This is a genomic window from Bacteroides intestinalis (assembly GCF_003464595.1).
GTDB lineage: Bacteria > Bacteroidota > Bacteroidia > Bacteroidales > Bacteroidaceae > Bacteroides > Bacteroides intestinalis_A.
In genome coordinates this window covers 129,981-144,997 of the sequence record NZ_QRZF01000008.1, presented here as the reverse complement: position 1 = coordinate 144,997, position 15,017 = coordinate 129,981, and the positions used below count along the sequence as shown (strand labels likewise).

The following is a 15,017-nucleotide window of genomic DNA, read 5'->3' as shown; positions in this document are numbered from 1 at the left end:
CTTATTTGCATCACGTCTCTCACCTATAAGAGCTATTTTCCATGAATATTTCATTCTAAAACGAATGTAAGCATTTCGCTATTCAACTATTAATCTGACATTTGTTTCTTTTCACTGTCATATTTCCAACTCTGTAGGCCTACGGCCAGAAATAGCGCACTCTCAGCTAACCTAAAATACAATTTGTCACAATGACAATTAGGCATATCCTCGTCCTCACTAATTCAGCCTCCTACATAAAGCAGCCATTATGGGTCGTACATATCCCATCCCTGTCGCACATTTGTTATAATTACAAACGGGAGGACAGGAATGGAAAAGCTTCTTAAATCAATACCTTATTATTTTGAAGAATAAAGTGTAAGTTTACCGGACTTTACCCCTTTGGCTTTAGCTTCAAATACTATCTCACCGGCTTGCTCGGCAGTCTGAACAATTGCCGTCAACTGACCACTGAAAGCAGGCATCTTCGGCAAGTGGAACAAATCGAGTGAAGTAGCATCTCCATTAGCAGCAGCACGATAATGACCCGCACCTTTCACCGTAAAGTTAACAAGACGACTATCCGAAGGACAGAGGTTTCCATCTTTATCGACCACGCGAACTGTGATATAGGCCAAGTCTTTGCCATCGGCAGTAAGTTGCGAACGATCAGCTACCACTTCCAAGTGATGAGGTTTACCGGCAGTACGGACCACTTTTTCCTCTGCTATTTTACCTGAAACATCATAAGCTACGACTTTCACCTCACCCGGCTCATAAGGAACATCCATCCACATCAAGCGGTAACGACGTTGGAGAGCAAGCGCATCTTTGCCTTGAATAGCTTTACTTTCTTCGGCTGTCAGTTTATGCTGTTTACCATAACTTTTCCCATTAACGAAAAGTTCGGCAGTCGGATAGTTTGTGTAAACGAAGACAGGAGTATTCTCCCCTTCCCTACCCGGCCATGTCCAGTGAGGAAGTACATGAAGTGTATTCACATTCTTATTCCAAAGACTGCGATACAAATAGTAGCGGTCTTTAGGGAGGCTGCCAAGGTCAATAATACCAAACAAAGAACTATGACTCGGCCATGCATCCGTATCATAGGGAGAAGGTTCACCCAGATAATCGAATCCTGTCCAAACGAATTGACCGATAGTCCAGTCATAATCATCTGCTAAAGCAAAATCCTCATCGGGAACATTAGACCAAGAACAATGCTCCAAATCATATCCGGAAGACTGATGATCATCGTACTTCGCATCCCCGCGTTTCTCTACAGGGAATTTATATACGCCACGAGAACTAACGGTAGAAGAAGTTTCGGAACCAAGTACTATATTCTGCGGTAGCAGTTCATAAGCTTCCAGATAACGGTGTGCACGATAATTAAAACCGGGTACATCAATCATTGCTGCAAAGCCATTCTTCAAAACACAGGAAACCTGATCCATACCGCAAGTAACAGGGCGTGTCGGGTCTTCACGATGACAGATATCCTGCAAAAAAGAAGCAACTTTATAACCTACCGGGCTACATTGGGTCGGAACTTCATTGCCGATGCTCCACATCACGACACAAGGATTGTTGCGGAACTGATGCAGCATATTTATCATATCGCGCTCTGCCCACTCGTTGAAATAGCGGTGATAGCCATTCTCACATTTGGCAATGTCCCATTCGTCGAAAGGTTCCACCATCATCATAAAGCCCATTTCATCACAGAGTTGCACTAACTCCGGTGCAGGCATATTGTGAGCGGTACGAATGGCATCGCAACCCATATCTTTCAACAGTGTGAGTTGGCGACGTAATGCAGCAACATTGATGGCAGCACCCAACGGACCGAGATCGTGATGATTACATACCCCCTGGAACTTACGGTGCTTACCATTCAGGAAGAATCCTTTGTCGGCAATGATTTCTATGCTACGGATGCCGAAACGAGTAGTATATTCATCCGTTTGCTTGCCATCGGCATAGACTTTGGAAACAGCCTTATATAAATAAGGTGTCTCTGGTGACCACAAGCAAGGAGCATTCACCAAGAAGTTTTGTTCAAAAGGTTGACCATGATTAATCTTACGGGTATTATCCTTCGTTGCAACAACTTTCCCATCGGGAGAGATAATTTCTGTTACGATACGGATATCTTTTCCTTCATCATTAGCAATAGTCGTCAACAGACGTACTGAGGCATACTCATCAGAAACATGAGGAGTAGTCAGCTGAGTACCCCATACAGGAACATGCACTTTATCAGTACTCACTACACGCACATTGCGATAAAGTCCTGCGCCAGGATACCAACGGGAAGATTGAGGCTTATTCTCCAGACGTACAGCAAGGGTATTGTTTTTACCATCTTTATTCAGAAGTCCGGTGACATCGCAATGGAAAGAATTATAACCGAATGGCCAGAAACATGCTTCTTGCCCATTGACGTATACACGGGCTTCACTCATTGCACCATCAAAGACAAGTGTCGTCTGCTGATCAGCGAGAGCATCGAACGTAGTACGATACCAACCTATTCCTACGTAAGGGAGCCCACCTGTACGTCCGGTCTTGACAGAAGCCTTCTTTTCGAAGTTTTGCGTTACTGCTACTTCCTGCAAGTCGTTGCTGCGATCGAAAGGACCGAAGATGGCCCAGTCGTGAGGTACAGTTACAGTTTCCCATTTGCGATCATCAAATTCAGGCTTCATGGCTTCCGCTACTTCACCTTTTGTAAACTTCCAGTTCTTCTCCAACAGTGTTTCTATACGCTGAGCTTTTGCCATCAAAGAAAAAAGAATACAGCAGGAGAAAGAGATGAATAGTATCTTCTTCATTTTCAATCAAAGTATTTAATTAATGTTATTTAAAAGCATCCATTATAACAGTAGGACGACCCTCTTCTGTAAATGCTCCCAATCTATATTGACTCGGCCTGCACTCCGGTTCCCAATAGAACACTCCTTTACAACGACCGTTGGTATGTTCCTTGCACTCCTTCAAGATACGGGCAAGCTGCCTCTTTCCCTCGTTCAAAACAGAGGTACTTGCCAACTTACCATTGTCATCGGCACACTCCATACCGGTTTCTACCACCATTACATCACAATTGTACTTGGTGCTCAAAGCCTTGATGTTGCTGATACAGTCCGTAATGACGGCATCGGCAGATGAATAGCCTTCTTTGGAATCACGCGACCAATAAGGGTAAAGCGACATACCTATCATGTCCCACTTGCCGCCATTCTTCTTTAATTCATCGAAGAACCAGGTGAACAAGCCGCTGTCCCATCCATTGTCCAAGTGAACAATCACAATAGCATCGGGAAAAACTGACTTCACAGCATCGTATCCGGTAGTGACGAAAGCACCAAGATTAGCCCAATTCATGGGATATACCACTTTGTCGGTCGCACTTGCCGGTGCATCTTTCAAATCCTTCTCCGTCACATTATAAGATGCGCCGCTCAAAGCCACGTCTTCATCCCACAACATACCCGGGCGAATTTCATTCCCCACTTGCACCCATTTAGGAATAACCCCTATCGTCTTCAAGGCCTGAAGTACACTCACTGTATGGTCTTTAATGGCACTTTTCAAGTTTGCCAGATTTTTTCCTACCCACGACGCGGGTTTGTTTTGCTGGGCGGGGTCGGCCCACCAATCACTGTAATGAAAGTCTATCATTACATCCATTCCCAACTCTTTGGCTCTTTTGGCCTTCTCCACCACATCGGCAGTGTTACACCAATTGCCATGTTTGCTCGGGTCTACCCATACGCGAATACGGATGGCATTAAGTCCTAGTTCCTTCATCAGAGCCGTACACTCACGCTGCTCACCTTTGGCATTATAGAAGTTGTAGCCTTTGGATTCGTATTCGGTGACCCATCCTATGTCGGCACCTTTGGCAAATTCCACCTCTGTAGTTCCATCGTCACCATCGGGATCGACATCGGGCACAGGAATTATTTCGTTATTACTGCTACACGCTACTATAGAAAAAGTAATACCCAAAAAGAAAGACAAAAATTTCATGTGTTTCATGGCAAATATAGTTATCAATGATACAAATATAATAAATAAAAGCATAATCATTCAAGCCAGATACTCCCTATCTCTATTTCCGTAGCCTTTTCAGCAACTCCATCAAAAGAGAGTTCGAGAGTTTCAATCCCTTCTACCTTGAAAGGTATTTCAGTCTGCGGACGGAAATAATTATCAAGGAAGACCGGATAGACGTGGGGAAGTAAAGCTGTATTTGTTTGCTTCAAATCCTGCAAGGATATACGAATGATACCATCAGTCGCAGCGGCACACGAAGCAAGGTAGGTATATCCGTCAGAAGTAATGAAGCCGGCTTTTAGCCCTTCGGGGAACTTCTTTGCATGGATACACAAAGTGCGGCAGGAAGCGAGTCGATCAGGGCGTCCATCGATATCATCTTTAATGTAACGACGAAGAACGAAGACAGACGCCTTATCTTTAGACTCGAAAGTGATGCGCAAGGTCGGCTTCTCTGTCGGTGCATTTTGTATTAACTGGCGATTCGTACGGCTCCATTCGGGCATAGTATATGTTTCCAACTTACTATCAGCATCCACTATTTCCAGCAGAGGCAGTGATTTTTCAGGAGCAACTACGTTGGTTTCCCACAGGGTAGCCGAAGTATAGTCCCAATCCAGTGGACTCCTGGCTACTCCCGAAGGAAACGTTTGTCGCTTATCGCCTTGACAAACGACGATGTTATACCTAAAACAACCCTCTTTTATCTCTGTAGCAGGTACGGTAGCACGATAAGTGTAACCGCCTGCATGATTCATTTTCAGACAAGGATTCTTTTCATTCCAGAAAGATATCTTATCTGTGTAGATAATAACGGAATCGGGCATTTCATGGCCTGCCACAATAGCCTCTATCTGTAAATCTTTACCGGCATCTACTGCCTTGGCAGGAGAATGAGTAACAGTAAAACCTTTATTATCAGAAATGGATGGACGTACATATTCACCAAGAGTAATATTCTGCCAATGGGCATCAGCAGTCCATTTACCGGAAGCAGATATACCTTCACGCTGTAACAGATAGACACCCGGACGAAGGGTAGAAATCTTACCATTCGCAGCTTGTGTACTGAATGTATTTCCATTATTCAAACCGTTCACCCGGAATTGCTTACCTAAATCAGGTAAATTCAGAGTCATAGCCCATGCACCGGAGACAATGCGCATTACTTCTTTATCCAAAGAAGGCCTTGTAAACGGATCACTAACCTGTACCGCATCGGGCATTACTTCCAAGCGCCAAACACCCTCTTCCAAACGATCCAGCCAATACACGCCCGTACCTTCATAATTCACCACCGGAGATTTGCCACAACCGGCTATTGCGCGAAGCTGAGAAATATCTTTCGGACGGGTTTGAGTCGTATTGGAATAGTAGAATTTCTCTCCGTCATTCAGTTCGCTTAAATCCTGCACGTAGCTGACACGGAAGTCATTGAATAATGTATCTGCCGGATAACTGCCAAAACTCTCTCCCCTGCCCACTTTCTGTGCCACTTCTGCGGCAATCATCAATCCGACAGCTTTATTCGGGGTGTATGCTACATTCAGGTAATGAGTCTGGTATTCGGTATTGTAGGCTGCCATGTCAATAGGATCATAGGCAAACTGAGTAATCCACTGGAAACCGGCTGTGCGGAAAGTGCGTACAGTGGCCGGATACATATAAGAATAAAGAATATCAGCGGGATCAAATTCATAAACCATACGAGCCTTCTTATTGAAACCTTTCAGATTGGAGAAAGGAATATCGTAACGGTCTACGGAAGGCAGGAAATTCCCCTTGCGGGTATATCCGGATACAAGACCAATAGGATACCATTGATAGGTAGTACCTTGTATGGCTGTAGAATAGTAAGCCTCTACCACATGCTGGTTATGACTGACATTGTAGAACACCGGTTTGCGGTTGCCTGCACGTTTCAGGGCGGACAGCATCTTATTTATGTAACTACGCGTCTCAGCAACAGTGCCGGGATGGCAAGGCTCATTGTTTATTTCAAAGCCTACGATATAAGGATCGTCTTTGTAAGCATAACCTGTATAAGGATTCACATGGCGTACAAGAGCAGCAATATACTTTTCCTGTGCAGCAATAGCTTCTACATCACTATGAACAGCACATTTATCATAATGGGATGAGAAGCCATCGGTGGGCTGATTACGTTCCGGATAACCGTTGCCAAAATTTGTCTGTGCCGTGATAACGGTACGGATACCACGTTCCTGTAATTTATGAATAAGGTAGTCCAATAGTTCCAGGTGCTCATTTTCCAGCAAGTTACCTTCTGCATCAGAAATCTCTACGTCCCAGATGTGAATACGGTAAGCATTCAGTCCCAAGCGTGCCATGTGATAGACATCACGATCGATAGCTGCTTTACGATCCACTCCCAGATAGCCCATCGCCCGGTAGGCATGCGCAAAGGGTAAAGTGTAGTTCACACCAAAGAAAGAAGCTTCTTTCTTCGTATCCGACCAACGCATGACGCCGCCGGCATCTACATAGATAGTAGGAACGCTTTTTTGTACTTTGTTCTGTGCCGGAGCAACTACTGCCAGCAAACAAGTAATCAAGATAAGAATGTGTCTCTGCATGTCATCAAATTCAAGTTGGTTTTTCTTGACGGCAAAAGTAATGGAGGGCGATTATCCGTCAAAGCAGATATCGGACATAAAACGACACAAAAAGGACATACACTGATTATCAGCGACATCCATAGATAATTTCTGAGTTAGAATATAATAACAGCCATAAACGACAAATCGGATTAACTGGTATTTTTTCTCCAGATTCTTGTAATTATTAAGCATAAAGAAGTATCTTTGACGCATCCTTTATACAAGAGATAAAATGAGAAGACACACCAACATACTAATTTTGCTACTCCTTACAGGACTCTGTATTTCTGCAGAGGCACAAAATAATCCCTATAAAATAGACGACTCATTATATCCCATCTTCCAACGTGCCATCAAATGGCGTACTCAACCCCAAGGATTGCTTATTGCTGATACGCTTTATGCGGAAGCCACGCAAAAGAAAGATAAGAAAGCACAATGCCTGGCACTAACAATCCCTGTTAGTTTTTATTTGAGTACCAATAATTATGAGAAACTTGAACAGGCAGCAACCCGAGCAAAAGAAGAAGCAAGAAAGAATAACTATCTCCAATATTATTATTCCGCCTGTACCAATGAAATAAACTGCCTGTTAAATAACGGACATTCATTGCGAGCCCTGCAAAAAGCTGAAGAAATGAAAATACAGGCTTTCAAAGATCAGCACGAATATGGGATCTTTTCGTGTATCTACACTTTAGGGAATATCTACTACATGCGTCAAAACAGGGAGGTAGCCACAGAGTACTACAAAAATGCATTGGAATATATGCTGAAGAATCTACCCGATCAGGATCCGACATATATGTATATAAACCTTTCTGAATATTATCGGGATAAAGGAGAAGGTGAAGTGGCTTTAGAATATGCGGAAAAAGCAACTAAAGCTGCTAAAACCAATGAAAGCCGTGTAGCCGCCCTGCTAAACAAATGCGAAGCATTGTATTCCATAAAGCGTATCAATGACTTTAATGCCTGCTATGATGAATGCACGCGAGTAATAGAACAATATGGCGTTATCCGCAAAACAGCAGTACAACGCTTGCATATCTATAAACTCATTCTGAATAAAAATTACGATCAGGCACACACTGAAGCGGATTCCCTACGCAATCTATTATCAGTCTACCAGATGCACCATGAAATATATCTGAAATCTGGAAACTATGAAAAAGCTTATTTCTATAATGACTGGCTCCATAATTATCAGGATTCTGTCAACCGCCAGGTACAATCATCAGACATTGCCGAACTAAATGCACGTATAGGTACTGAACGCATAAAATTGGACGCCAAAGCCCTGGAATATCAGAATACAGCACTCAACCTGAAGAATACCCAGCTGGAACTGGATCGGACGAAATCGCAGTCTGAACTGGAAATGATGAATATCGAGAATAGCAAGTTAGTACTGGAAAACCGGAACCTGGATCTGGCACGCCTCAATGTAGAAGCGGAAAAGCAAAAAGCCATTTTAAAAGAGCAACAAAGCGCCTCCCAACATTACATCGTAACCCTCAGTCTTGTGCTCTCATTCTTGTTTCTTTTCACCTGCTTCCTGATATTCTACCTGTACAGACGCCGTAAAACAATGGCTATCCTACAGGAGAAAAATGAAGAACTCACCGTTGCACGCGATCATGCTGAGGAATCGGACCGAATGAAAAGCTTCTTTATACAGAACATGAGTCACGAAATTCGTACACCGCTCAATGCCATAGTCGGATTCTCGCAGGTATTATCTACTCCGGACATGGAAGTTGACGACGAAGAAAAGGAAGAGTTCAGTATGCTTATCCAGCAGAATTCCGAGTTGCTGACTACACTGATCAATGATGTCCTCGACCTCGCCAGTCTGGAAAGTGGTAAATACAGAATGCATTTGGCACCCCACCGTTGCAATGAATTATGCCAGGTAGCAATGGTTTCTGTTGTGCACCGTAACCCAAAAGAAGTGAAATCTTATTTCACTTCCGATGTGCCAAATGATTTCTTGTTTGTAACGGATAAAGAACGCTTGCAACAGGTACTTATCAATTTCCTGACCAATGCGGAGAAACACACGGAACGGGGTGAGATTCATCTTCATTGCTCTCTTACGGAAAATCCGGGAAAGATTACATTTTCCGTTGCAGATACCGGTCCGGGAATTCCGGCAGACCAGGCAGATTGCGTTTTCGACCGGTTCAGCAAGCTGGATGAATTCAAACAGGGCACAGGACTCGGATTGAATATCTGTTCCATCATTGCCGGACGCCTGAAAGGGGAAGTGAAACTGGATAAGAATTACACCGGAGGAGCACGTTTCTTGTTTATACTTCCGCTCGACAGTGTGCCTGATAAATAAAGCTCTGCTAAACAAAACTCACCACCCATTGTTCTCTTCGGAACGATAACAATCTAACGAAAGGACAATGAAAAAGTTGACGTATTCTTTCCTGCTCCTGATGCTTCTGACATCAGTTCCGGCCCTGGCCGATTATGCACCTGTCAATGTACAGACAGCACTGAAAAAAATGTATCCCGCCGCCAAGGATGTTGCCTGGTCACGGGATGAGACTTATTATGTAGCGGACTTTATACAGAATGGGTTCGACACAAAGGTCTGGTTCAACTCCGAAGCACAATGGGAAATGAGACAGATTGATTGGGGAACAATGGATGAAGTGCCCAATGCCGTGTACAATGCTTTTGCAGCAAGCGAATATTCCGATGGAATGGTGCAGGGAGTCACCTTAGTTCAGTTCCCCAAACGAGAAGCGGTGGTTTCCGTAGTTGTGGGAATGGCAAATACACAGACCAGATACCAGCTACTATTCACCCTCGACGGCGGATTGGAGGATGAACGCAATGCAACCTATTTCAACAACTTGCTTGGCGCAGAAGTCTTCTTATAATAGAGAACTACTTCCTCAAACATACTGCTTCGGGGTCACTCCAAACTCAGCCTGGAAGCATTTAGAGAAATAGGAATGATTGGAGAAACCAACCATATACATCACTTCGGCCACAGTAAACTTCTGCTGTTTCAGTAGCATAGCCGCCTTTTTCATGCGGATGGACTTAATGTATTCCACAGGTGTCATGCCCGTCAGTTGCTTTATCTTGCGATACATCTGCTTGTTATTGATTCCGGTCCATTCGCAAAGGGCATTCACATTCAGTTCGGAGTCTGAGATGTGTTCTTCAATCAGATTAATTACACTTGCCAGGAACTTCTCATCATAAGAAACCGCCTCTATCTCTTTCGGGGTAGAAAGAACTTCCATGCGGGCTTTCGCCTCATGCGTCTCCCGGCTATGTAATAACTGCTCCACACGCGAAAGTAAAATATCCGGTTCAAAAGGCTTAGGAATGAAGGCATCTATATGCAACTGGATACTTTCAAGCTCTGTTTCCTTATTACTTTTCGCTGTCAGCAAGATAATGGGAATAGTGGATGTGGGAATATTCTTCTTAATATGACGCACCATTTCAAGTCCATCCATCACGGGCATCATGACATCAGCTATAATCAGATCGGGCATTAATTCCATAGTGAGTTCCATACCTATCTTACCATTATCCGCTAAACGGCAACGATATTTGGTATGCAGTATCTGATAGATAAACTCTGAAACCTCCGGAGTATCATCCACAATCAGAAGCAATGGGGCATCCGGAGCAGGCATATTTGTATCTGGAACCACAGCTTCAACTCCGGCAGCAACAGGTTCGATATCAGAAGAAACAGTTTCCGGAGAAATTTCTACGACAGGCTGTTCCATAGCAATCAGCGGAAGGATCAGCGTAATGGTAGTACCTTTATTCTCTTCTGAAGAAAGGTGAACATTACCGCCATGCAGTTCAGTATAAGTCTTTACCAAATATAGTCCGATACCCGTTCCCTCCTTTTTGCCTGCCGTCTTGGGAGACTGAAAGAAACGCTGGAAGACATACGGTTGATCCTGGTGGGAAACACCGATACCTGTATCTGATACAGAGATATTCACCTTTTTATCAGAAGCCTGTAAACGAAGCGTTACCTCACCCTCCTCCGGAGTATACTTCACAGCATTAGACAAAAGATTATCCAAGATAGATTCCAGCTTTATGGCATCCATCTGTATGTATATCTTTTCACGGTCGGTATAGAAATGGAAAGTTAGCTTCTTCTCTTTCGTCTTCTCCTCTGCATACATGGCAAATAAACCACGCGCAAAAGATACTAGTTCGATTTGAGAAAATATCAGCAACGTATTGTTGCCACTATCCACCCGGTTGAAGTCCAGTCCCTGATGAATAAGTGAATTCAGCTTCATGGCATTGCGATGCACCTGCTCCAGTTGTTTCTTTTCCTGCTGGTCCTTGATACCGGGCAGCAGTTTACTGATAGGAGCGATAATCATGCTCAACGGAGTTTTCAAGTCGTGGGAAAGATTGGTGAAAAACTCTATCTTCGCCTGTGATTGTTCCAGAATCTTCTCCTTCTCCATACGTTCCAGCTTCAAGCGATTCTTTACACGAAAGAAGTTGATGGTCCAGATCACCAGTACCAAGCAGAGCAAGGCATAGAATACCTTTGCCCACGGAGTATAGTACCAGGGCGGAATGATATGAACCTCCAGTGTATAAGCCCGGTCCGATGGTTTTCCATAAATGTCCAACTTACTCACCAGCAGACGATAGTCTCCATAACTCAGGTTATTGTAAGTAATACGGTTCGTATTCGCTTTCAACAAGTTCCACTCACGATCCACGCCTTCCAGACGATAGACTAATTTGCTTTTCTCTTCAAGAGAATAAGGCAGGTCGGAAAGTTCAAAGGCAAGGTTATTCTGGTCATAAGCCAGTTCTATCCGTTGCGAGTAACGGATACTTTGTCCGGGCAATGAGAAAGTACCGGAGCGTCTGGTATCGGAATGTGAAACATCAGTTTGTGAGGCATTGGGCTGATACTGTTGGTTGTTGATGTAAATGGCAGTCAGGATAAGAGGCTTTTCGATGTGTTCCGCCAGCAGAGCTTCCGGTGAAGATATGGCAAAACCATCTGCCGTACCCAAATAAAACTCTCCGCTTATCCGGTCGAATAACATGCTGGTGAAACGTTTATCGGTGATATTCAGCCGGCGGATTTCCAGCGTCTGCTGATCTGCCACCCAGACACCATCGGTGGTAGATATCCAGATTTTTCCGTCAGCCTCAGCCATGGAAAGTATTGCATAGTGATTGTACTCATCGAAAGGAAGCATGCGGATACTATCGTTATCAGGCTGTACACGCATCACACCACCGGGAAAGCCTATCCAGATATGACCGTCTTGGGCAGAGAGGATGAAGTTGGGGGTTCTTTCGCCTGTCAGCTCGTCCGGGGCGATATGGGTTATCTCGCCTGTGCGAGGATTTATCTTCTCGATGCTGTTGGAACTGTTGTACAGCAATGCCCATACATTTCCCTCACGGTCAGGGATTAGCTGGTTGATGAACATGCCCGAAAGACCATTGTGGATGGAATACGTCTTCTCTGCCATATAGGGACCACCGGAAGAACGCATAAGGTTCTGTTTGTCTACCACAAAAATTCCACCGAGGCAAGTGGCTATCCAAAGTTTCCCTTCCCGGTCTTCAAACAAATGATACGCCCAGTTGGCATTGTAGCGGCGGGTGCTGTCCACAATGCTATAATGGACGAACTGGCGGTTCTTCGGATCAAAACGGCTGATGCTGCCATCGGTAGCCAGCCAGAGTTGCCGTTCCCGGTCTTCATAAAGATGGCGTACCCGGTTGTGCGACAAGGGATATTTCTGATCACCCATTTTATACCAGGCAACATCTTGCTCTTCACCCAGGGGCTGGGTGAAACGAATTAGTCCGTTGGTTCCGCCAAACCAGTAGGTTCCGTGTGTATCGCGAAGCATGGAATAGAACTGGTTCCCCTCTCCTGTTCCGGTGATTTGTGAAATAGGGATATAACGCAACGCATTATTATTCCGTGACATGGAAATTCCGTAATCCGTGCCCAGCCAGATGTTATGTTCCCGATCGGCAAAGATGGTCCAGATGATATTATTGGAGAGTGATTGCAGATTTCGGGAGTCGTGGACCACGTGCAGCAAAGGTTCTCCTTCCTGATATACATACAAACCATTGTCCGTGCCCACCAGCAACTGCCCACTGCCATCCAGTGCCAACGACTTGACGGAATTATCATAGAAAGCATCAATCCTCTGAGTACGCCCGTCAGCAGGCGTATATCTGAAAAGACACCCTTCCGTACCGATCCATATGCAGCCACGTGCCGTATCTTCCAGTAGGGAATTGATAAACTGGTTGCTCCGGTTGCCACTGCGAGGAAGGTCTATTGCTTCAAAATGCCGGGTAGCGGGGATATAACGACAGAAGCCATTATAGGTGCCGATATAAAGGAGCCCGTCCGAAGAGCGAATCAGTGAATAGATGGTCTGGTGTGGAATACCTTCGGTAACGGCAGAGAGTTGGTGGTCGTTCAGCGAATAGGTATAGAGGCCGTTCAATGTTCCCAACCACAGCAGACCGTCGTGTACAAGCAATGTCCGGATATCGGTCGGAAGTTGCGTTTCCGGTTCTTCATAGGTATCTGTACGATAGTTGTAAATCAGCAAACCATTGTCGGCACCCAGATAAAGATAGGTACTGTCTACCACCGTACCGCAATAAATCTGTGTATTGCTACGCTTGGCGAAAGTGAAATGTGGCTGCGTGGAATAACCGTCATAACTGAACAACCCTTTATTGGAACCGATCCATATCAGTCCCTGTGTATCTTGCAGAAAGCAATTGATTACAGAAGCTTCCGTCCCCAGACCGATATTATCGAACAAGCGATAATCCGATTTCTGTCCGGACAGCTTGAGGGGAAGCGTTATCTGCAAAAGTATAAGTAGAAGAAGAAAAACAGGTCTGCGCATACACTTCGGTTTGTTAAAGGTCGGGGACAAAGATAAAACTAATCTGTAACAAACGCCCTGCACCTTTCTGAAAAATTGCCTAAATCTTATGAGGGAATCCTCTAAAGTAACCTACTCTAATCGTTTGTTATGCTCTGAAACTTTTCACTCCTTCCATGTAACACCTAGCCCAATACTTTCTGCCTCATACTTACCAACTCTTAGGATACATGCAAACGTTTGCATAAATCTCTAACCCGATAACTGTCAATGAAGAAGCGATATTTCATGTATTCAACTATTTTTGCAATCGGATAGGTCAGTTCAATAAGATAAGCTGCACCTCAGCAATAAAAAACAAGCAAGCTTATTTTGTATTGTTTTTGGTTTGCACTACCTTTGGATAAAGGAATACTTAGAGAATACCATGAATAAACCGCAGATTACCATCAAGGACATAGCACGGGCGTTGAACGTCTCGCCCTCTACCGTGTCAAGAGCGTTGAAGGACAACCCGGATATCAGCCAGGAAACCCGCAACCTTATACATGCTTACGCCCGCGAGCATAATTATAAGCCTAACGTACTTGCAGTAAATCTTCGAGCCAGCCGTTCGAATACAATCGGTGTAATTGTACCGCAACTGGTACATCACTTTTTCTCGTGCGTGCTGAGTGGCATTGAAAAGGCTGCCGCCGAAGCGGGATACAATATTCTGGTAGCCCAGAGCAACGAATCTTACGAGCAGGAAGTGAAGATAGTACATTCATTCCTTGCCGCCCGCGTCTGTGGTGTGATTGCCTCTCTGGCAAAGGATACTTCCCAATACGACCATTATCAGGACCTGCTGAATAATAATATCCCCATTGTGTTCTACGACCGCATCTGTACCGGATTGAAAACGGAACGGGTGGTAGTGGACGACTATGCCGGTTCTTTTGCCGCCGTGGAGTATATGATACAGACAGGTTGCAAACGTATCCTGTTTTATGGAGCAGCCCCGCATCTGGAAATCACCAAGAATCGCCGGAATGGCTATCTGGATGCCATGAAGAAATACAAGATTCCCGTAGACGACAGCATGATTATGCTGTGTGATACACGAGAACGCGCCATATCCATCACCCCTGACATACTGGAAGGTCCCGACCATCCCGATGGTTTCTTTGCCATCAATGACGAAACAGCTTCGGGCATTCTGTATGCCTGCAAACTGGTTGGAAAGAAAGTTCCCGACGAAGTATCGATCTGCGGGTTTACCGACGGCGCCATTGCCCAAAGCACAGATCCCAAACTGACCACCGTGGAACAGCACGGAGAAGAAGTCGGAAAAAGTGCTTTCAGCATTCTGACAGGCAAGCTGGGAGGGGGCGATGATAAGAGTAACAACAAGATTGTGAGGACGAATCTTGTAGTGAGGGGAACAACGAAATAACTGAATAAA

Annotated in this window: 7 protein-coding genes; 3 read left to right on the top strand and 4 right to left on the bottom strand. The window is 44.7% G+C overall.

Annotation, left to right across the window (positions count from 1 at the left end; translation table 11 throughout):
- Positions 1–341: 341 nt before the first annotated feature.
- The 3 genes from DWW10_RS13200 to DWW10_RS13190 are packed head-to-tail and all read right to left on the bottom strand — an operon-like array spanning position 342 to position 6,644.
- Positions 342–2,819: a glycoside hydrolase family 2 TIM barrel-domain containing protein gene (locus DWW10_RS13200; protein ID WP_022392825.1), complete on the bottom strand. Its 2,478-nt coding sequence runs from the start codon at positions 2,817–2,819 to the stop codon at positions 342–344.
- Positions 2,820–2,844: 25 nt separating this feature from the next.
- A complete protein-coding gene (locus DWW10_RS13195; protein ID WP_022392826.1) occupies positions 2,845–4,029 on the bottom strand; it encodes a glycoside hydrolase family 53 protein in 1,185 nt (394 codons plus the stop codon).
- A 47-nt stretch (positions 4,030–4,076) separates the two neighbouring features.
- Positions 4,077–6,644: a glycoside hydrolase 5 family protein gene (locus DWW10_RS13190; RefSeq protein ID WP_022392827.1), complete on the bottom strand. Its 2,568-nt coding sequence runs from the start codon at positions 6,642–6,644 to the stop codon at positions 4,077–4,079.
- 256 nt (positions 6,645–6,900) lie between these two features.
- Between DWW10_RS13190 and DWW10_RS13180 the strand changes: the two genes are divergently transcribed.
- Positions 6,901–9,015, top strand: a complete 2,115-nt coding sequence (locus tag DWW10_RS13180) for an ATP-binding protein (protein WP_118422054.1) — start codon at positions 6,901–6,903, stop codon at positions 9,013–9,015.
- A 67-nt stretch (positions 9,016–9,082) separates the two neighbouring features.
- Positions 9,083–9,565 (top strand): PepSY-like domain-containing protein, encoded by a 483-nt coding sequence (locus DWW10_RS13175; RefSeq protein ID WP_022392828.1) that lies wholly within the window; start codon positions 9,083–9,085, stop codon positions 9,563–9,565.
- Between the two features lie 15 nt (positions 9,566–9,580).
- Here DWW10_RS13175 and DWW10_RS13170 read toward each other — a convergent pair whose 3' ends face one another.
- Positions 9,581–13,594, bottom strand: coding sequence for a hybrid sensor histidine kinase/response regulator transcription factor (locus DWW10_RS13170; RefSeq protein WP_022392829.1), 4,014 nt, complete (start codon positions 13,592–13,594; stop codon positions 9,581–9,583).
- A 406-nt stretch (positions 13,595–14,000) separates the two neighbouring features.
- Here DWW10_RS13170 and DWW10_RS13165 point away from each other — a divergent pair, with 406 nt between their 5' ends.
- Entirely contained in the window at positions 14,001–15,008 is a 1,008-nt protein-coding gene (locus tag DWW10_RS13165; protein ID WP_022392830.1) for a LacI family DNA-binding transcriptional regulator, read from the top strand.
- The last annotated feature ends 9 nt before the right edge of the window (positions 15,009–15,017 follow it).

Coding starts and splice junctions, on each gene's coding strand:
- DWW10_RS13165 (WP_022392830.1), top strand. CDS start 14,001: ATGAATAAACCGCAGATTACCATCAAGGACATAGCACGGGCGTTGAAC.
- DWW10_RS13180 (WP_118422054.1), top strand. CDS start 6,901: ATGAGAAGACACACCAACATACTAATTTTGCTACTCCTTACAGGACTC.
- DWW10_RS13200 (WP_022392825.1), bottom strand. CDS start 2,819: ATGAAGAAGATACTATTCATCTCTTTCTCCTGCTGTATTCTTTTTTCT.
- DWW10_RS13170 (WP_022392829.1), bottom strand. CDS start 13,594: ATGCGCAGACCTGTTTTTCTTCTTCTACTTATACTTTTGCAGATAACG.
- DWW10_RS13190 (WP_022392827.1), bottom strand. CDS start 6,644: ATGCAGAGACACATTCTTATCTTGATTACTTGTTTGCTGGCAGTAGTT.
- DWW10_RS13195 (WP_022392826.1), bottom strand. CDS start 4,029: ATGAAACACATGAAATTTTTGTCTTTCTTTTTGGGTATTACTTTTTCT.
- DWW10_RS13175 (WP_022392828.1), top strand. CDS start 9,083: ATGAAAAAGTTGACGTATTCTTTCCTGCTCCTGATGCTTCTGACATCA.